Origin of the sequence: Roseibium sp. MMSF_3412, from assembly GCF_030733265.1 — a bacterium.
GTDB lineage: Bacteria > Pseudomonadota > Alphaproteobacteria > Rhizobiales > Stappiaceae > Roseibium.
The window spans coordinates 54,832-71,346 of the sequence record NZ_JASHJI010000002.1 but is presented as its reverse complement, the minus strand read 5'-3'; the positions used below and the strand labels follow the sequence as shown (position 1 = coordinate 71,346).

19 protein-coding genes are annotated in these 16,515 nt (G+C 58.8%); 11 read left to right on the top strand and 8 right to left on the bottom strand.

All coding sequences use genetic code 11. The annotated features are described in order from the left end of the window. Positions 1-22: 22 nt before the first annotated feature. From RBB49_RS04190 to RBB49_RS04160, 7 genes are all read left to right on the top strand, one after another. Positions 23-1,288 carry a cytochrome b/b6 gene (locus RBB49_RS04190; protein WP_306141432.1) on the top strand — a complete coding sequence of 422 codons (1,266 nt, stop codon included), beginning with the start codon at positions 23-25 and terminating at the stop codon, positions 1,286-1,288. Between the two features lie 30 nt (positions 1,289-1,318). Beyond that, positions 1,319-2,158, top strand: coding sequence for a cytochrome c1 (locus RBB49_RS04185; RefSeq protein WP_306141431.1), 840 nt, complete (start codon positions 1,319-1,321; stop codon positions 2,156-2,158). Positions 2,159-2,472: 314 nt separating this feature from the next. After that, positions 2,473-3,354: an S-methyl-5'-thioadenosine phosphorylase gene (locus RBB49_RS04180; RefSeq protein ID WP_306141430.1), complete on the top strand. Its 882-nt coding sequence runs from the start codon at positions 2,473-2,475 to the stop codon at positions 3,352-3,354. A gap of 144 nt (positions 3,355-3,498) precedes the next feature. Further along, complete coding sequence (locus RBB49_RS04175) at positions 3,499-4,047, top strand: adenine phosphoribosyltransferase (protein WP_306141429.1); 549 nt, start codon at positions 3,499-3,501, stop codon at positions 4,045-4,047. 4 nt (positions 4,048-4,051) lie between these two features. Further along, the gene (bluB, locus tag RBB49_RS04170) at positions 4,052-4,702 is read left to right on the top strand and encodes a 5,6-dimethylbenzimidazole synthase (protein WP_306141428.1); all 651 of its coding nucleotides are present in this window, start codon (positions 4,052-4,054) and stop codon (positions 4,700-4,702) included. 10 nt (positions 4,703-4,712) lie between these two features. Further along, positions 4,713-5,192 (top strand): GNAT family N-acetyltransferase, encoded by a 480-nt coding sequence (locus RBB49_RS04165; RefSeq protein ID WP_306141427.1) that lies wholly within the window; start codon positions 4,713-4,715, stop codon positions 5,190-5,192. A gap of 123 nt (positions 5,193-5,315) precedes the next feature. After that, positions 5,316-5,702 (top strand): hypothetical protein, encoded by a 387-nt coding sequence (locus RBB49_RS04160; RefSeq protein WP_306141426.1) that lies wholly within the window; start codon positions 5,316-5,318, stop codon positions 5,700-5,702. A gap of 16 nt (positions 5,703-5,718) precedes the next feature. On the opposite strand, the gene RBB49_RS04155 is transcribed toward RBB49_RS04160, so the two are convergent. Further along, positions 5,719-6,207, bottom strand: a complete 489-nt coding sequence (locus tag RBB49_RS04155) for a MaoC family dehydratase (RefSeq protein ID WP_306141425.1) — start codon at positions 6,205-6,207, stop codon at positions 5,719-5,721. After that, on the bottom strand, positions 6,204-6,662 hold the full coding sequence (locus RBB49_RS04150) for a MaoC family dehydratase (protein ID WP_306141424.1): 459 nt from the start codon (positions 6,660-6,662) through the stop codon (positions 6,204-6,206). Before RBB49_RS04150 ends, RBB49_RS04155 begins: the two co-directional genes overlap by 4 nt. Positions 6,663-7,170: 508 nt before the next feature. Here RBB49_RS04150 and RBB49_RS04145 point away from each other — a divergent pair. After that, entirely contained in the window at positions 7,171-8,070 is a 900-nt protein-coding gene (locus RBB49_RS04145) for a GyrI-like domain-containing protein (RefSeq protein WP_306141423.1), read from the top strand. A 4-nt stretch (positions 8,071-8,074) separates the two neighbouring features. Here the strand turns inward: RBB49_RS04145 and RBB49_RS04140 are convergent, their stop codons facing one another. Further along, the gene (locus RBB49_RS04140) at positions 8,075-9,856 is read right to left on the bottom strand and encodes an SLC13 family permease (RefSeq protein WP_306141422.1); all 1,782 of its coding nucleotides are present in this window, start codon (positions 9,854-9,856) and stop codon (positions 8,075-8,077) included. A gap of 152 nt (positions 9,857-10,008) precedes the next feature. Here RBB49_RS04140 and RBB49_RS04135 point away from each other — a divergent pair, with 152 nt between their 5' ends. Continuing rightward, positions 10,009-10,176, top strand: coding sequence for a hypothetical protein (locus RBB49_RS04135; RefSeq protein WP_306141421.1), 168 nt, complete (start codon positions 10,009-10,011; stop codon positions 10,174-10,176). Positions 10,177-10,414: 238 nt separating this feature from the next. Beyond that, positions 10,415-10,579 carry a hypothetical protein gene (locus tag RBB49_RS04130; protein WP_306141420.1) on the top strand — a complete coding sequence of 55 codons (165 nt, stop codon included), beginning with the start codon at positions 10,415-10,417 and terminating at the stop codon, positions 10,577-10,579. Positions 10,580-10,783: 204 nt separating this feature from the next. Here RBB49_RS04130 and pcp read toward each other — a convergent pair whose 3' ends face one another. The 5 genes from pcp to RBB49_RS04105 all read right to left on the bottom strand — a co-directional run bounded on the left by pcp (position 10,784) and on the right by RBB49_RS04105 (position 15,406). Next, positions 10,784-11,452 (bottom strand): pyroglutamyl-peptidase I, encoded by a 669-nt coding sequence (gene pcp / locus RBB49_RS04125; RefSeq protein ID WP_306141419.1) that lies wholly within the window; start codon positions 11,450-11,452, stop codon positions 10,784-10,786. A 71-nt stretch (positions 11,453-11,523) separates the two neighbouring features. Continuing rightward, positions 11,524-12,624, bottom strand: a complete 1,101-nt coding sequence (gene ychF, locus RBB49_RS04120; protein ID WP_306141418.1) for a redox-regulated ATPase YchF — start codon at positions 12,622-12,624, stop codon at positions 11,524-11,526. A gap of 140 nt (positions 12,625-12,764) precedes the next feature. Next, positions 12,765-13,784, bottom strand: a complete 1,020-nt coding sequence (locus RBB49_RS04115; protein WP_306141417.1) for a ribonuclease T — start codon at positions 13,782-13,784, stop codon at positions 12,765-12,767. A 135-nt stretch (positions 13,785-13,919) separates the two neighbouring features. Then, on the bottom strand, positions 13,920-14,660 hold the full coding sequence (pth, locus tag RBB49_RS04110; protein ID WP_306141416.1) for an aminoacyl-tRNA hydrolase: 741 nt from the start codon (positions 14,658-14,660) through the stop codon (positions 13,920-13,922). Positions 14,661-14,764: 104 nt separating this feature from the next. Next, a complete protein-coding gene (locus tag RBB49_RS04105; RefSeq protein ID WP_306141415.1) occupies positions 14,765-15,406 on the bottom strand; it encodes a 50S ribosomal protein L25/general stress protein Ctc in 642 nt (213 codons plus the stop codon). A gap of 526 nt (positions 15,407-15,932) precedes the next feature. On the opposite strand from RBB49_RS04105, the gene RBB49_RS04100 reads away from it, so the two are divergent. Continuing rightward, positions 15,933-16,505, top strand: a complete 573-nt coding sequence (locus RBB49_RS04100; RefSeq protein ID WP_306141414.1) for a hypothetical protein — start codon at positions 15,933-15,935, stop codon at positions 16,503-16,505. Positions 16,506-16,515: the final 10 nt, after the last annotated feature.

Below are 16,515 nucleotides of genomic sequence, written 5' to 3'. Positions count from 1 at the left end.
CAGAAATTTTTAGGAGACAGCCATGGCTGGACATTCAAACTACGTACCGCAGAGCGCTGCGGCCAAGTGGCTCGAAAGCCGCCTGCCGGTCATTTCGCTCATGCGCGGTTCCTTCGTGGACTTCCCGACACCGAAAAACCTGAACTACTGGTGGACCTTCGGCGGGATCCTGTTCTTCGTGCTGATCGCGCAGATCCTCACCGGGATCGTTCTGGTTATGCACTACACACCCAGCACCGACGCCGCATTCGACAGTGTCGAGCACATCATGCGTGATGTGAACTTCGGCTGGCTGCTGCGGTATCTTCATTCAAACGGCGCGTCGATGTTCTTCATCGCGGTCTATATCCATATTTTCCGCGGCCTCTACTACGGTTCCTACAAGGCGCCGCGCGAAATATCCTGGATCCTCGGCGTGATCATCTTCCTGATCATGATGGGAACGGCCTTCATGGGTTACGTTCTGCCCTGGGGCCAGATGTCCTTCTGGGGTGCGACCGTTATCACGAACCTGTTCTCGGCGATCCCTCTCGTCGGCGAAGCGATCGTGACGTGGCTGTGGGGCGGATTTGCCGTCGACAATCCGACGCTGAACCGGTTCTTCTCACTTCACTACCTGCTACCGTTCATGATCTTCGGCGTTGTGATCCTGCACGTGTGGGCGTTCCACACCACGGGCAACAACAACCCCACGGGCGTGCAGCCGAAGACCAAGCAGGACACGCTGCCGTTCCACCCGTACTACACGGTGAAGGACCTGTTCGCGATTGTCGTGTTCATGATCTTCTTCTCCTGGTTCGCCTTCTACCTGCCCAACTACCTGGGCCACGCGGACAACTACATCGAGGCGAACCCGCTGGTAACGCCGGCGCACATCGTTCCTGAATGGTACTTCCTGCCGTTCTACGCGATCCTGCGTGCCGTTCCGGACAAGCTTGGCGGCGTCGTTCTCATGTTCGGTGCCATCGCGGTTCTGTTCATCCTGCCCTGGCTCGACACGTCGAAGGTCCGCTCCGGAACCTACCGGCCGCTGTTCAAGCAGTTCTTCTGGATCTTCGCACTGACCTGCGTTGCTCTGGGATACCTGGGTGCGATGCCGGCGGAAGGCATTTACGTCACGCTGTCCCGTATCTTCACCGCCTACTACTTCGCTCACTTCCTGATCATCCTGCCGATGCTCGGTTTCCTTGAGAAACCGCGTCCGTTGCCGGCATCGATCTCCGAAGCGGTGCTGAAGGGCGGATCAGGGCAACCCGCCGGTGCAGCCGCCGCGCCGGAAACGAAATAACGCGAACCGGATCAGGAGTTATTTGAGACAATGAGCACCATGATCAATATGGTTCGTTCCCTTGTGGCGGTGGCATCACTTGCCATCGCGACACCAGCGCTTGCCGCCGGTGCCAAGGTGGAAATCGACTATCAGAACTGGTCCTTTGCAGGTCCGTTCGGATCCTACGACCGCGGTCAGCTGCAACGCGGCTTCAAGGTCTATCGTGAAAACTGTTCCGCCTGTCACGGCCTGAGGCTTGTCGCCTTCAGGAACCTGGCAGAAAACGGCGGACCAAGCTTCTCCGAAGACCAGGCCAAGGCGATTGCTGCCGAGTATACCGTTGTCGACGGTCCGGACGATTTCGGCGACATGTATGACCGGCCGGCAATCCTGGCCGACCGCTTCCCGTCGCCTTTCCCGAACGAGCAGGCAGCCCGTGCGGCGAATAACGGTGCATACCCGCCCGATTTCTCGCTGCTGGCAAAGGCACGTGCAGCTCAGCGCGGCTTCCCGGCCTTCGTGTTCGACATCTTCACGCAGTACCAGGAAAACGGCCCTGACTACATCTACTCGCTTCTGACCGGGTATGTGGATGCGCCAGAAGGCGTTGTTGTACCGGATGGCCAGTACTACAACCATTCGTTCCTGGCTGGTGAATTCATCTCGATGGCACCGCCGCTGTTCGACGAGGCCGTTGAATATACTGATGGCACGCCGATGACGGTCGAACAATATGCGAAAGACGTTTCCGCATTCATGATGTGGGCCGCAGAGCCGCATCTTGAAGACCGCAAGAAGATCGGTTTCCGCGTGATGGTGTTCCTGATCGTGTTCGCGGGCCTGCTCTACTTCACCAAGAAGCAGCTCTGGCGCAACGCGGACCACTGATCGGCTCAAGCACCGAGAGATCTTAGAAGGCGGGCCCCGGGCCCGCCTTTTTTGTTGACTTGCAACCTCAGCCGCACCCCACACCTCATCTAGAGGTGCAGAGCGCAGCGGAGCTTCGAAAGATGGCGGCAAAGTCGGCCTGGCGGTCCCTCCTTCGAGACGAACCCCGCGGTCCTCCTCAGGACGAGGCTGAGGTATGTTGCGGTGCTGATGGGCCCGGGCGCTGCCTTTTTTGTTTTTTGACCTGTTCAAGGTTCCCACTGCTTGTTAATCAGCTGACAGAACTGGTTCTTGTTTCAACTGGAGACTTGGCAATGGCTGATGCGGTACTTGGCATTATCGGCGGATCGGGTATCTACGATCTTCCGGGGTTGGAGAATGCAGAGTGGATCACTGTTGCGAGCCCTTGGGGAACACCCTCCGACCAGGTTCGTATCGGCGAAATCGACGGGCTGAAAGTCGTGTTTCTGCCGCGCCATGGCAGGGGACACGTCTATTCGCCGACAACGATCAATTACCGGGCAAACATCGACGTGATGAAGCGTTGCGGCGTGACCGATCTCCTGTCTGTTTCGGCCTGCGGCTCGCTGAAGGAAGAACATGCGCCCGGAACATTCGTGCTGGTGGACCAGTTTATCGACCGGACGATCGCCCGTGAAAAGAGCTTCTTCGGCACCGGCTGCGTTGCCCATGTCTCCATGGCGACCCCGGTCAGTCCCAAACTGATCGAGGCGGTTGCGGCGGCGGCGGAAGCCGAGGGTCTGGCTTATGCCAAGGGCGGAACCTATCTGGCGATGGAAGGCCCGCAGTTTTCCTCGCTTGCCGAGAGCCATCTCTACCGGTCCTGGGAATGCGACGTGATCGGCATGACCAACATGCCGGAGGCCAAACTGGCGCGCGAAGCGGAGATCTGTTACGCGACCGTCGCGATGGTCACCGATTATGACAGCTGGCATCCCGACCACGGCGAGGTCGACATTCAGGCCATCATCAAGGTGCTGCACGACAATGCCGAAAACGCGCAGCGTCTTGTTGCCAGGGTCGCAAGGGATCTGCCTCGGGACCATCAGTCCTGCCCGGCCGGTTCCGACACGGCGCTGGAATTTGCCTTCATGACGGCCCCCGAAAAACGGGATCCGGCACTGGTGGCGAAACTCGATGCCGTGGCCGGACGTGTCCTGAACAGGGCCTCCTAGGTCATGCCGCTCACCGGGCCGACCGAATAGGTTGCGACAACAATCATTGCAACATGCTGAAATCGCTTCGATAGAAGACGCAAACTTGATATAAGCGTCGGTCGGGGCATGTGCCGGAACAATCAGCCGAAGAAAGAGAGCTCGATGACCGAACAGACGATCCATGACGAATTGGTCGATTCGATCCGCACGATCAGGGACTATCCGAAAGAGGGAATTCTGTTTCGCGACATCACGACGCTGCTCGGCAACGCGCGTGCATTTCGCCGCGCCGTCGATGCGCTCGTGCAGCCGTGGGCCGGTTCGAAGGTCGACCAGATTGCCGGGATCGAGGCCCGGGGGTTCATCCTGGGCGGCGCGGTGGCGCACCAGTTGTCGGCCGGTTTCGTTCCCATCCGCAAGAAGGGCAAGCTGCCGCATGAAACGGTGCGGATCGCCTATTCGCTCGAATACGGCCTCGACGAGATGGAAATGCACAAGGACGCCATCCAGCCCGGGGACAGGGTGATCCTTGTCGACGACCTGATCGCGACGGGCGGAACCGCGGAAGCGGCCTGCAAGCTGCTGAAGTCCATGGGAGCGAATATCGAAGCCGCCTGCTTTATCGTCGACCTGCCGGATCTTGGCGGGCGCGCGAAGCTGGAAGCGCTCAATGTGCCCGTGCGCACGCTGGTGGAATTTCCCGGGCACTGACCTCATGCCTCCTCCAGCGGACGGGCCGCAGTTTTCCCTTCAGTTCCGGCAAGACTTCGAGACGCTGCTGAAATGGCGGCGCGATGTGCGCCGCTTTCGGACCGAGCCTTTACCAGACGGCATGCTCGACCATCTGCTTCAACTCGCAGATCTCGCGCCTTCGGTTGGCAACAGCCAGCCCTGGCGTATTGTCGTCGTGGAGAACCAGGAAAAACGGGACGAGGTGAGGGCCTGTTTCGAGACGGAAAACGAGGCAGCGGCACAGGAATATCCGGATGACAGGGCAACCCGGTACAGGCAGCTCAAGCTGGCCGGTTTCAAGGAGGCACCTGTTCATCTCGCCATCTTCAGCGACACAGACCCGGATCAGGGTCATGGACTTGGCCGTGCGACCATGCCTGAAATGCTGGCTTATTCCACGGTCAGCATGGTGCACACGTTCTGGCTTGCCGCAAGGGCTGAAGGAATAGGCGTGGGTTGGGTCTCGATCCTCGACCCGGCAACAATTTGCCAAATCCTTCAGGTTGACGGGAACTGGCAGCTCGTGGCTTATCTATGTGTTGGCTATCCTGAAGAAGAACATGTCGACCCGGAACTGGAGCGAGCGCGATGGCAGGCGCGCAGTCCAATTTCAAGCAGGGTTTTTCACCGGTAGGAGCGCTTAAATGCCTGTAGTCATTCGCCGAACGGAAGAAGGGGACTATCCCGCGGTGCGTCAGCTCTTGACCGAACGCTGGACCGCCCCGGAGATCATGCTGGACAACGAGATGGTCGATGCGTCCCGGCTCCCCGGCTATGTCGCCTTCGACGGAAATGATCTGGTGGGTCTGGTTACGCTGATCAAGCGGGACGGGGAGTGGGAAATCCTGACGCTGGATTCGATCAATCGCTGGGGCGGGGTCGGCAGCCAGTTGCTGGATGCCGTCGTTACGGAAGCGCGCTCACAGTCCGTTCCGCGTCTGACGGTCAGAACATCCAATGACAATCTGGATGCCTTCCGCTTCTACCAGCGGCGAGGGTTCCGCTTCGAACGGATCGGGCAGGGCGTCATTGACGAGGAGCGCGAACAGAAGCCCGGCATTCCGCTGCGCGGCGACTACGGGATCGAGATCCGCGACGAAATCCTGTTCGCGCGGACCCTTTAAGCACATTTGACCCCGATCCATTGCGGGCGAGCTGTTTCCTGACATCTGGTCCCTTGGGATTTGCCGACCCAATTGCTGTATGCTTGAGCGCACACGATGCCCTGTACGGAGGATCGAACACGCATGGCCCAGCAGCTGAAACGGCAAGAGAACCTGGTGACCGTTGCGCGCGCTTATGGTCCGATGGAATGGGCGCTGGCGGCGTCTTTTCTGGAGAGTGCCAATATCCGCGTCTGGACCTTTGATCAGGCGATTGCCTCGGTCTCGTGGGACAAGATGATCGCCTGGGGCGGTGTTTCAATCCGCGTACCGGCATCGCAGGCCGATGCGGCCTCCGCGCTGCTGGACGGGTTCTCGCCCGTGCGTGGCAGACGCGCAGTGGACAGACTGCTTGTCGCGATCCTGGTGTTCTTTCTCTTTCAGGTGCCCCCACCACCCTCTGGCTTCTTTCATCAGCGTGCCCCGGCGGTCTCCGGCAAGGAAACGGAGGATACGTCGCGCGAACCGTAGGCGGATGCAAAGGTCGTCAGTCTGACCGGGCGCCCAGCCTTTCGACAAAGACGGTTGCCTTGAAGGAGAACACAAGCACTCCGTCCTGATTGTGCGCCAGCATGTCGGAGTGAACGAGACCCCATTCAGGCCTGCTGCGGCTTTCGGTCTTGCCGGTCACGATGCGGGTGTAGGTCAGGGTGTCACCGGCAAAAACCGGCTTGATCCATTTCAGATCCTCAAAGCCGGGCGAGGGGCCGATCTTCGCAAAAGGGGCGCCGGATTCACGCGCCTCTTCCTGCATCGTTTTCAGTTTCGCGACGAACAGCTTCATGAAGACGGAAGCCGTGTGCCAGCCCGAAGCGCAAAGGCGCCCGAAGTGGGTTTTCGCCGCCCCTTCTTCGCTCAGGTGAAAAGGCTGCGGATCGTATTTTTCCGCAAATCGGATGATGTCGTCCTTTCGGAACGTGTGGCGCCCGAGTTCCAGCGTGCTGCCTTCGCGGATATCTTCAAAAAATTCGATCATAGGGCCGGCTCCCGTCTTTCAAACAGGACGGGGTTCTCCCAGTCGATGACATCCTTGCCGTTCTGGTTGGCGGCGCGGATGCGGATGAAAACGAGGCCGAGGCCGGGTTTTGAGCGCAGGGGTTTGGTTCCCAGGATCTCGGCATGCGCCGACAGGGTGTCGCCGGCAAAAACCGGGTGTTTCCATCTCAGCCTGCTGACGCCGGGCGATCCGCGGCCCGTGCTCTTGTTGAAGAGGTTCAGCGCCAGAAGACGCATGACGATACTGGCCGTGTGCCAGCCGGATGCCGCCAGACCGCCGAGCATCGACGCCTTGCCGCCTTCCTCGCTCATGTGAAAGTCCTGGGGATCGAACTCGGTCGCGAACTCGATGATGTCGTCCCGGGTGACCTCAATCGACCCGAGCGGGATCTCCTGCCCGGCGGCGAAGTCTTCAAAATATTGGGGATGTGTCATGTGGTTGGGCTGTGTTGTCTGGAACCTGAGCCGGTCAAGGATGTGGCGGGAGAGCGTTGGTGTCTTCTGTCGTAGCACAGGACCGGATGCAATTTCGATAGGCAGGACACAAAGACGCGCTCACAGGAGTGTGTGTGTTTAAAAAAAATGCCACGGCACATAGCTCAGATTCCTTCTCAACAAGTCAGCAAGATTTGTCAGATGACCCGGTGCTAGAGTCCTTTTGAATGATACGGAGTCGTTTGATGGAACCAATTCAGCTCATATCCAAGGCGCGGAGCGCAGCGCGATGCGGGGTATCGAGTAAGCTCTGCAACGCTGTAGATGGGCTGAATTGGCCCACCGAAGGCCCGGTTTTCGGGCTCGCCGGACGTTGTTGCGCTCCGCTTCCGGTCAACCAGACCGCTGCACAGAGCGCGCCTAGCCGACAAACCCGAAAAGGGGTCAAATGGCCCCGTATCATTCAAAAGGGCTCTAGATTTCCGAAATCAAGCAAGGGCCGTTTCCAATGACACAGCACGAGAAACCAGGAATATCGCCGAAGGATGATGGTTATCTCCGGCGCTTTACGCGGGTGATCGAATACATCTATGCGCATCTCGACGAAGATCCGGACCTGGCGATGCTTGCTGAAGTCGCAGCCCTGTCTCCGTGGCACTGGCATCGCGTCTGGCAGTCAGCTTATGGCGAATCTATCGTCGCGACCGTCAAACGACTGCGGCTGCACCGGGCCTCTGCGGATCTGACCTATTCCAGGATGCCGATTGCCGAGATCGCAACGCGTGCCGGTTACAGCAGCCTGGAGGCCTTCAGCCGCAGTTTCAAGAAAGTCTACGGCCAGTCTCCCTCAGTTTACCGGGAGGCCGGTGTCGAAGGCCGTCTCAAGCCCGCCAATGGCGGTGCTCCCATTCCAAAAACAAGAGGAACTCTTCTTATGCACCAGGTTGAAATCAAATCCATTCCCACCGAAAAGCTTGCCGTTATCCCGCACAAGGGTGCCTATATGGAGATCGGCAAGGCGTTTGAAAAAGCCATTGGCGTTCTGGCCAGCCGCAACCTGCTGGGGCAGGTGGGGATCATGAAAGGGCTCTACTATTCAGACCCGACCCATGTTCCCGAAGACGAACTCCAGTCGGCCGCCGGTGTGGCGGTGTCCGACGGGTTCGAGGTGGAAGCCCCTTTCGAGGCGGTGCAGACCTATGGCGGCGACTACGCCGTTCTTCACTACAAGGGACCTTACGCTGACATGAAATGGGCCTACGAGTGGCTTTACGGCGAGTGGCTCACCCAATCGGGGCGCGAGCCGGCGGATGCGCCCTGCATGGAAGTCTACCTCAACAATCCGAGGGACACGGCGCCCACCGATCTCCTGACCGACATCTGCCTGCCACTGAAACCGGCCGCCTGACGGGTCAGGCGGACAGGGGCCAGAAGACAAGGATCGCCGGGATGGCCACCGCCAGCACGAGGATCTCCAGAGGCAGGCCGATGCGCCAGTAGTCTCCGAAGCGGTAACCGCCCGGTCCCATGATGATCGTGTTGTTCTTGTGCCCGATCGGCGTCAGGAAAGCGCACGAGGCGGCAACCGCGACGGCCATCAGAAAGGGGTCGGGGTTGACGCCGAGGCTCCCGGCGATCTGCACCGAAATGGGTGCCGCGATCAGGCAGGTCGCGACATTGTTCAGAAAATCGGACAGGGTCATGGTCACGATCATCAGCACCGTGAGCGTGACCCACGCCGGCGCGCCCGCCGTCAGGGCGACGATGCCGTCGGCTATCAACTGCGCGTTGCCGGCATTTTCAAAGGCCTGGCCAAGCGGGATCAGTGATCCGAGCAGAACGATCACTTTCCATTCCACCGCGTTATAGACCTCCGAGCCGCTGACAAGGCCGGTCGCGGCATAAAGCACGACACAGGCCGCGAGAGCCACCGGCAGATAGACAAATCCGGCAACAGCCACGGCGATTGCCAGGATGAAGCCGGCAATCGCCAGCCACGCCTTGTTTCGCTGGATCATGTCTGTCCTGCGCCCCTCCAGAGGCAGGACGCCAAGCCAGGAAAAGGCATTTTCCAGGCGCTCCTGCGTACCGATCATCAAAAGCACGTCGCCAGGCCGGATGATCTCGTGCCGGACCCGTTTCTGGATACGGCGTCCCTCGCGCGAAATACCGAGCAGGGTGACACCGTGACCGTAAAGGAGACGCAGCTTGAAGGCGGTCGTCCCGGTAATGCGGGCGCTGTCGGGGGCAATTGCCTCGGCCAGAGACAGGGAGGCGCCGCCAAGGCCGCCCTTGTGCTGTTCAGAGCCGGCAAAGTCGAGCTTGGCCGCTCCCATGAAGCCTTCGATGGCCTTCGGGTCGCCCTCGACCACGAGAAAGTCACCGCTCTTGATCGGCTCGCGGCGCGCAAAGCCCTTGATCCGCCGGCCGTTCCGGATGAGGCCGATTATGGTGACATCCTTTTCTTCGGCGACCGGATAGAGATCGCCCACGGCCACGGGCTTTTCTTCCGAGACCTTGCTGATCTTCAACTCGGCCGAATAGAGACTGTCGGCGAATCCTTCGTCCTTCGGCTTTTCCCTGAAATGTGCAGGCAGAAAACGCCAGCCGAACAGGGCAACGAAGGCGATGCCGAAGACGGCCACCGTGAGCCCGACCGGTGCGAAATCGAACATGGCAAACGGGCGGCCGAGCGCGTCGGACCGGTATTCGGCAATGACGATGTTCGGCGGTGTACCGATCAGGGTGATCATGCCGCCCAAAATGGTCGCGAAAGACAGCGGCATCAGCGACAGGCCGGGAGAGCGGCCCGCTTTCTTTGCCGCTTCCAGGTCGAGCGGCATCAGCAGGGCAAGCGCTGCCACGTTGTTGATGATGCCGGAAAGGCCTGCGCCGACCACCGACATTATCGAGATGTGGCGCGCAAGGCCTCTGGAGGCTGACAAGAGATGGTTTGCGATCAGCTCGACCGCGCCTGAGTTCATCAGACCCTTTGAGACGATCAGGACCAGCGCGATGATGATGACGGCAGAATGTCCGAACCCGTTGAAAATCTCGCCGGAGGGCACGAGCCCGAGAAACGCACCGGTGATCAGCGCGGCGAAGGCGACCAGATCAAACCTGATCCGGCCCCAGACTAGCAGCGCGAAAACAATTCCGAAAAGCACAAACAAAGCGATCTGGTCAAAAGTCACGAAAGAAGCCCCCGGAGAAATGACAGTGACAACGGGCAAAGCTGAACATGGCCGAACGTTAATCTCAAGGCCACTCATCGGACATCTGCCGTGACCATATCTCGTTCAGACGCAAGGCAATGATGCACTTGCAAGAAAGGGAGTGAGTTAAAATGAACAGCAAACGCAGATCTTACGACAGTGTCGATATCATGGCCCGCGCGGCGCAAAGCCAACAGGACTTTTTCGGATCCTTCTTCGGATTTGGAAAAAACAAGGGCAAATGGCATGACAGGAAAGGTCCGAACCCGCTGACCATGCAGGGTCTGGACCGCAGCTGACAAAACCCCCGCCGGACGACCGGCGGGGGTTTTGTCGTGCGGGCCCCAAGATTGTCAAATTCTCCCGGCACACGCATCTCGATTCAACCTATAAATCTCTATTTTTTCCATTAAATCAATGTATTAGATCCTTGTGTCCGATCCGTAATGTGGCCTTCACACATTGGACATCTGGGCTCCCCATATCTCTGTCAGACGCAAGGGCAAAGGGTCCTTGCACAGGAAAGGGAGCGAGACCATGGAATACAACATTCGTCCCAACTACCAAACGCACCGCCTTGCACAGGAATACGGTGCACCGAAAACAGGCTGGAGTTCACGGTCCGGCCATCACAAGCGGCGCAAGTGGCGGGACCAGCAAGGTCCGAACCCGCTGATGATGATGGGACTTGACCGAAGCTGAGAAAAAACCCCGTTGGCAGGCCAACGGGGTTTTTCTTTACGCTGAAATTGGTCGGGCATGGTCACAGACAGGGCCGTGAGGCCCGCAGGATCCGAATGGCGGTCGCTGGAAAGCCGCGCTTGCCGTGATCGACCGATGCGCCAGGGCCGATTCTATTCTCGTGCTCCAATGAGGGTATGACCCGGAGCGCCTGTACAAGCACATCTAGATTTGCAGGCGCCCCGAGATCGGGTCGTCGATATCCTGCGGGTGCGTGACGAGCGCGGCGAGCGCAAGGCGCAGGCCTTCGGCCGCCGTTTCGACGGACATGCTCGGTGCGCCGAGATTGTTCTCCATTGCAGCGACTTCCGGCAGGTGAGGGAGGTGAACCCAGCCAGCCGGCGTTGTCCTGCCCGACTTCGCGATGTGGTGCAGGATGCCGTAAAAAAGATGGTTGCAGCAGAACGTGCCGGCGGCGTCCGAAATGTCAGCGGGTATGCCGCCTTCGCGCATGGCCCTGACCATGGCCCTGAGGGGCAGAGTGCTTTGATAGGCCAGTGGGCCGTCCGGCGCTGTCGGCTCTCCCTGAAGTGAGATGCCGGCGTTGTCCTTCAGGCCGTAGCGCGACGAATCGTTGAAATTGAGGGCGATCCGTTCAACCGTGATCGTGGCCCGGCCGCCGAACTCGCCCATCATGACAACGGCATCAGCGCCTGTTTCCGCCATGGCTTCCCTTACCGCGTCTATGCAGACGAAGAACGTGTTCGGTATGACCCTTGAGGCGATCCGCGCGCCTTCGACCGTTTCCCCCTCCAGACGGCGGGCGACCATTTCGGCCGGATTGACCGGGGTTGTCCCGAAAGCCTCGAAGCCGGTAAGCAGGATCGTTTTCATCTGCGCCTCCCTCCCGGAGATCTTATGAATCTTCCGTCACAGATGCTATCACAAGAGGCTCACCGTCTCGATCAGGTATTGAACTTGAAAAGCAGAACATCGCCGTCCTTGACGATGTACTCCTTGCCTTCGTCGCGGGCCTTGCCGGCCTCTTTCGCAGCACTTTCACCGCCGAGCGACACGTAGTCGTCATAGGCGATGGTCTGGGCGCGGATGAAGCCCCGTTCAAAGTCGGTATGAATGACACCCGCAGCACCGGGTGCCTTCGTGCCCTCGGTGATCGTCCAGGCTCTCGTTTCCTTCGGGCCGGCGGTGAAATAGGTGATCAGGCCGAGGAGGTCATATCCGGCGCGGATCATGCGGTCGAGACCGGGTTCTTCCAGGCCGATTGTTTCCAGGAACTCGTCCTGCTCTTCCTTTTCGAGCTGGGATATCTCCGCCTCGATTGCAGCGGAAATGACGACGGCAACGGCACCTTCCTGTGCCGCCCTTTCAGCAACCTTCCGCGAAAGCGCGTTGCCTTCCGCAGCTGAAGCCTCATCGACATTACAGACATAAAGAACAGGCTTCGAAGACAGAAGGTTCAGGCCCCTCAGCATCTTTGCTTCTTCCGCATCCGCGGTTTCAAGCATGCGGGCCGGTTTGCCTTCCTGAAGAAGCGCGAGCGCAGCTTCCATGATCGGCAGGAGCGTCTTGGCCTCCTTGTCACCGCCGGTTGCCTTTTTCTTCAGAGGCGCGATGCGGCGTTCCAGGCTTTCCATGTCGGCGACCATAAGCTCGGTTTCCACCGTCTCGGCATCCGCGATCGGATCGATCGTGCCGTCGACATGGGTGATGTCGTCGTCTTCAAAGCACCGCAACACATGGGCGATGGCGTCGACTTCGCGGATATTGGCGAGGAACTGGTTGCCCAGACCTTCGCCCTTGGACGCCCCGCGCACGAGGCCGGCAATATCAACGAAGGTAATCCGTGTCGGAATAAGTTCCTTCGACTGTGCGATCTCTCGGATCGCGTCGAGCCGTGTGTCCGGTACGGCAACCTCACCGGTATTCGGTTCGATGGTGCAGAACGGATAGTTGGCGGCCTGGGCCGCAGCGGTTTTTGTGAGCGCGTTGAAAAGCGTGGACTTGCCGACATTCGGCAGCCCGACAATGCCGCACTGAAATCCCATGGGAGATCGCTTTCGGTTCGTTTGTGAAACTGTCGCCGCGCTACATGCCCGAGCGGGCCGGGCAGGTCAAGACTTGCCGCCCGGCGCGCTGCTTTTTCCAGGCCTTGCCGGGAGTTGATGCGGTAGACGGAGCCCGTCGACTATTGCAGTCCTGCAGGGTCTATAACGCCTTTCCTGCAGCCCATGGCCGCCGGTTGTGCAGCGCGCATCAGGTCACCGATATCCGACGTCTGCGTGATCGTTCCGCCGAGACTGAGCCAGATCTCGTTGATCAGGGTCCTTCCGGCATCGGGTGTGCATTTGATCTGGACCCTTTCGCCGCTCCCGCTTCCGAAGCTTGCATCGAACGCGGCCCTGATTTCAGCGCCGGTGATTTCCTTGCCGACATTGTCGAAGAAAAGATCGCCGACCGCGCTGTCGTTGACCAGTCCAGTGAGATGGAGCGTGTCGTCATAATATTCATCGGCGCCGCCTTTGCCGAAGTAACAGGTGCCGTGCTTGATCCATTCATGATGGTGCAGGAAGCTCGCGAAACCAGGCATGGCGGCCTGAAGCGCATCGGCGGTGTCCGTGTCGATTTCAGGCGCGGGCAGGCGATGCCAGTTCTCCGGCGTGTCGAGGTTTTTGACGGACGCGGGCACGCCGCAATAGTCATTGCCCCTTGGCTGGGGCCAAAGTCCATGGATCGACAATTGCCGCGTTGTATGCGGCAGGTTGCCGTCATTCAGGGCCTTGCATTCCGTCTTGCCCGGCCGGGTCTCGCAAAAGGCGGGCTGCCAGCTGAGGGTCAAAAGGTTGTCGGTCGATTCCGCGCCGTTCCGGTCCACGACCGGGCCATTGTCGTGCTGAGTATCCGCGCTGGTCGTTGTATCCGCCCTGACAACGTGAAGACCGCAAGCGGCGTTGACCCAGCGCGATGTCGTGACAGGCGCGTCCGGCACCTCGACCTGAAAGAAATCTCCGCCTGTCCTGTTGATGCCGAGCATCTTATAGGCAGTGCGCGGAAGCGTGGTGATGTTGCCGGGATTTGTCTGCCGGTTCTTGCTCTGAAAGGCCTCGCAGGTTTTTTCGGCAATGAAATAACCTTCGAGTTTGACGAAGGCGAGGGCCGAGCTCAGACAGGCAAACGAAAACAAGAAGAAACACAAAGCTCTCAACATGGCGTTTCCCCCAAGGCGAACCAGGTAACATACTGATTTTGCTGGATAAACATGTCCATTTTGTGACGCGAGTCACATTTTTCGTTCTTGTTAAAGTTGTGTCTTGGTCAGGCAACAGAGCCTTGGATCTGCATTTCAGCTGCCGCCAAGCAGCTTTTTCAGCATCGCCGCCATCGGTCCCGATTTCGGGAGTTCCGGCGGCTTTCCCTGGCGGGCCTGCCTGATGTGGCTCTGTCCCTTGGGCTTGCTGGATTTTGCGTCGGCCGCGGAAGATTTGCCGGCCTTGTCCTTCCGTTGTGCCTTTTCGGGCTCCAGTGCCAGCGTAAGCTTGTTGGCGAACTGGCTGTCCTTGCCTTCGGCGAGAAGGTTTGCGTGGTCGGCAATGTTCGACAGGAGCGGTTCGAGCCAGTCGCGGTCAGCCTTGGCAAAGTCGCCGAGCACATAGTTGGACACGAGCTTCTTGTCGCCCGGATGGCCGATGCCCAAACGGAGCCTGCGATAGTCCGCACCAATATGCGCGGTGAGGGACCTCAGGCCGTTGTGACCACCGTGACCACCGCCTTTCTTCATCCGGAATTTGGCCGGCGGCAGATCGAGTTCGTCATAAAGAACGACAATGTCCTCCGGTTCGATCTTGTAAAAGCGCATGGCTTCGCCGACGGAGCGGCCGGATTCGTTCATGTAGGTTGACGGCTTCAGCAGCAGGACTTTCTCGGATCCCAGGCGTCCCTCGGAGACCTGGCCCTGGAAACGGGCACGCCAGGGCTGGAAGCCGGAATGACGGCGGTGGATCTCGTCGACCGCCATGAAACCGATATTGTGCCGGTGTCCGGCATATTTGGCTCCCGGATTGCCAAGTCCGACGATCAGTTTCATCTGGCACCTACATCATCAGCGCTGAAACGAAAAGGCAGCCGAAAACGGCTGCCGGGGGAGGGAGGCGGTGGCCGCCTCCCGCAAAATCCAGTCGAAGCGATAGCTTACTCGCTTGCAGCCTCTTCTTCGGTTGTTTCTTCATCCGAAGCCTCGCCGTCGGCGTCTTCTTCTTCCTGAACGCCGGCCGGTGCAGCGATCGTCGCGATGGTGAAGTCGCGATCGGTGATCGTCGGCTGGCAGCCTTCGGGAATTGTGACCGCGGAAATGTGCAGGCTGTCACCCGGCTCCGCATTTGCAAGGTCAAGCTCGAGGGCTTCCGGAATGGAATCCGCCGGTACCGTCATTTCAACGGTGTGGCGAACAACGTTCAGAACGCCGCCCTTCTTGAGGCCCGGGCAGATTTCTTCATTGAGGAACTGAACCGGAATTTCGACCGTGAGTGTCGCACCTTTTGCGACGCGCAGGAAATCGACGTGAAGGACATCGTCGCGCACGGGGTGCAGCTGATAATCCTTGGCGATGACCTGGTGCTTTTCACCGTCGACATTGATGATACCGATCTGTGCGGTGAAACCGCCCTTGTGCAGGGTGATGGTGGTTTCCTTCACCGGAATGGTGATCGGCATTGCAGGTTTCTTGTCGCCGTAGATTACGGCAGGTAGAAGGCCTTCGCGACGCAGTGCCCGTGCGGCCCCCTTGCCCACCCGGTCCCGTGCCGACGCCTTCAGCTCATAGCTGGCAGCCATGGCAAACTCCTTGAGTGTATGGTAGCGGACCGGCGAACCGCCGTATCAACATGACGCAAGCTGTTCGGGATCGGTCCAGATGCGCCTCCTCCAGGGGTGCAGGCGCGAGCGCGCGTATAGCGGAAAAGCAAAACCGATGCAATAGTTCGCGTGAAATCTCTGTCGGTTGCAGCCGATTCCGCAGAGCGGACGGGGTGGTCAAGAGGCGCTGCCGACTTGTTGCAAGGCGGGTACACGTCATGCGGGTGTTTTCCGGATTACCTGCCATTTCGTAAGCCTCTAATGGGCTGCCTTTGAAGCGAAATTTGACTTTCTTGGATTCGGGTACAACTTTGATTTTCATTCTGAGATTGTATTTTTCAATCAAAAATAGTGTAATGTGAAAAATGTATTCGTTTGGTATATTAGTATTTTTCTCGGCATTCGACTTAACATATTGTTATTTTAAGCATTAAGTTCTTCATATACTGAATTTTAATCTGCTGAGTGCATCATTTCCCCGGGTTAAACACCTTGGGAGAGCAGAATGAAACATCTCGTCTACACTACAACCGCCCTTTGCTTCCTGTTCGCCGGCACGGCGACGGCAAACGAATTCGAAAGCGAGCTGCAGACGCTTGCTGCAGGTAAGATCGCCGAGATCGCCGCCTCCAGCGAAGTCATTGATGCGGTCCGCGCCCAGAACGGCGAAACGGCTGCATTCGATCAGGCCAAGATCGATGAACTCGACAAGACCTGGCGTGCGGAAGCCGAGGCAGTCGACCAGCCGATGATCGATACGGTGCTGGAGCGCCCGCTGTCGACCTTCCTGGCCGATGTCCAGGAAAGCAGCGATGGTCTCTTCACCGAGATCTTCGTCATGGATGGCAAGGGACTGAATGTCGGCCAGAGCGATGTGACCTCCGACTACTGGCAGGGTGACGAAGCGAAGTGGCAGGACACCTATTCCAACGGCAAGGGTGCCGTTCACATCAGTGAATTGGAAGAAGATGAGAGCACGCAGACCCTCCAGAGCCAGGTCAGCGTTACGGTGGTCGACCCGGATAGCGGCAAAGCAATTGGCGCCGTTACCTTCGGCGTCAACGTAGAAAACCTCTGATCTTGACACA

Excerpts from the sequence above, each read along its gene's own strand:
- RBB49_RS04190 (WP_306141432.1), top strand. The coding sequence starts at position 23 with ATGGCTGGACATTCAAACTACGTACCGCAGAGCGCTGCGGCCAAGTGG.
- pth (WP_306141416.1), bottom strand. The coding sequence starts at position 14,660 with ATGAAACTGATCGTCGGACTTGGCAATCCGGGAGCCAAATATGCCGGA.
- pcp (WP_306141419.1), bottom strand. The coding sequence starts at position 11,452 with ATGAAAACGATCCTGCTTACCGGCTTCGAGGCTTTCGGGACAACCCCG.
- RBB49_RS04115 (WP_306141417.1), bottom strand. The coding sequence starts at position 13,784 with ATGTTGAGAGCTTTGTGTTTCTTCTTGTTTTCGTTTGCCTGTCTGAGC.
- RBB49_RS04155 (WP_306141425.1), bottom strand. The coding sequence starts at position 6,207 with ATGATCGAATTTTTTGAAGATATCCGCGAAGGCAGCACGCTGGAACTC.
- bluB (WP_306141428.1), top strand. The coding sequence starts at position 4,052 with ATGCCTCCTCCAGCGGACGGGCCGCAGTTTTCCCTTCAGTTCCGGCAA.
- RBB49_RS04175 (WP_306141429.1), top strand. The coding sequence starts at position 3,499 with ATGACCGAACAGACGATCCATGACGAATTGGTCGATTCGATCCGCACG.
- RBB49_RS04130 (WP_306141420.1), top strand. The coding sequence starts at position 10,415 with ATGGAATACAACATTCGTCCCAACTACCAAACGCACCGCCTTGCACAG.
- RBB49_RS04185 (WP_306141431.1), top strand. The coding sequence starts at position 1,319 with ATGAGCACCATGATCAATATGGTTCGTTCCCTTGTGGCGGTGGCATCA.
- RBB49_RS04105 (WP_306141415.1), bottom strand. The coding sequence starts at position 15,406 with ATGGCTGCCAGCTATGAGCTGAAGGCGTCGGCACGGGACCGGGTGGGC.
- RBB49_RS04160 (WP_306141426.1), top strand. The coding sequence starts at position 5,316 with ATGGCCCAGCAGCTGAAACGGCAAGAGAACCTGGTGACCGTTGCGCGC.
- RBB49_RS04100 (WP_306141414.1), top strand. The coding sequence starts at position 15,933 with ATGAAACATCTCGTCTACACTACAACCGCCCTTTGCTTCCTGTTCGCC.
- RBB49_RS04150 (WP_306141424.1), bottom strand. The coding sequence starts at position 6,662 with ATGACACATCCCCAATATTTTGAAGACTTCGCCGCCGGGCAGGAGATC.
- RBB49_RS04180 (WP_306141430.1), top strand. The coding sequence starts at position 2,473 with ATGGCTGATGCGGTACTTGGCATTATCGGCGGATCGGGTATCTACGAT.
- RBB49_RS04135 (WP_306141421.1), top strand. The coding sequence starts at position 10,009 with ATGAACAGCAAACGCAGATCTTACGACAGTGTCGATATCATGGCCCGC.
- ychF (WP_306141418.1), bottom strand. The coding sequence starts at position 12,624 with ATGGGATTTCAGTGCGGCATTGTCGGGCTGCCGAATGTCGGCAAGTCC.
- RBB49_RS04145 (WP_306141423.1), top strand. The coding sequence starts at position 7,171 with ATGACACAGCACGAGAAACCAGGAATATCGCCGAAGGATGATGGTTAT.
- RBB49_RS04165 (WP_306141427.1), top strand. The coding sequence starts at position 4,713 with ATGCCTGTAGTCATTCGCCGAACGGAAGAAGGGGACTATCCCGCGGTG.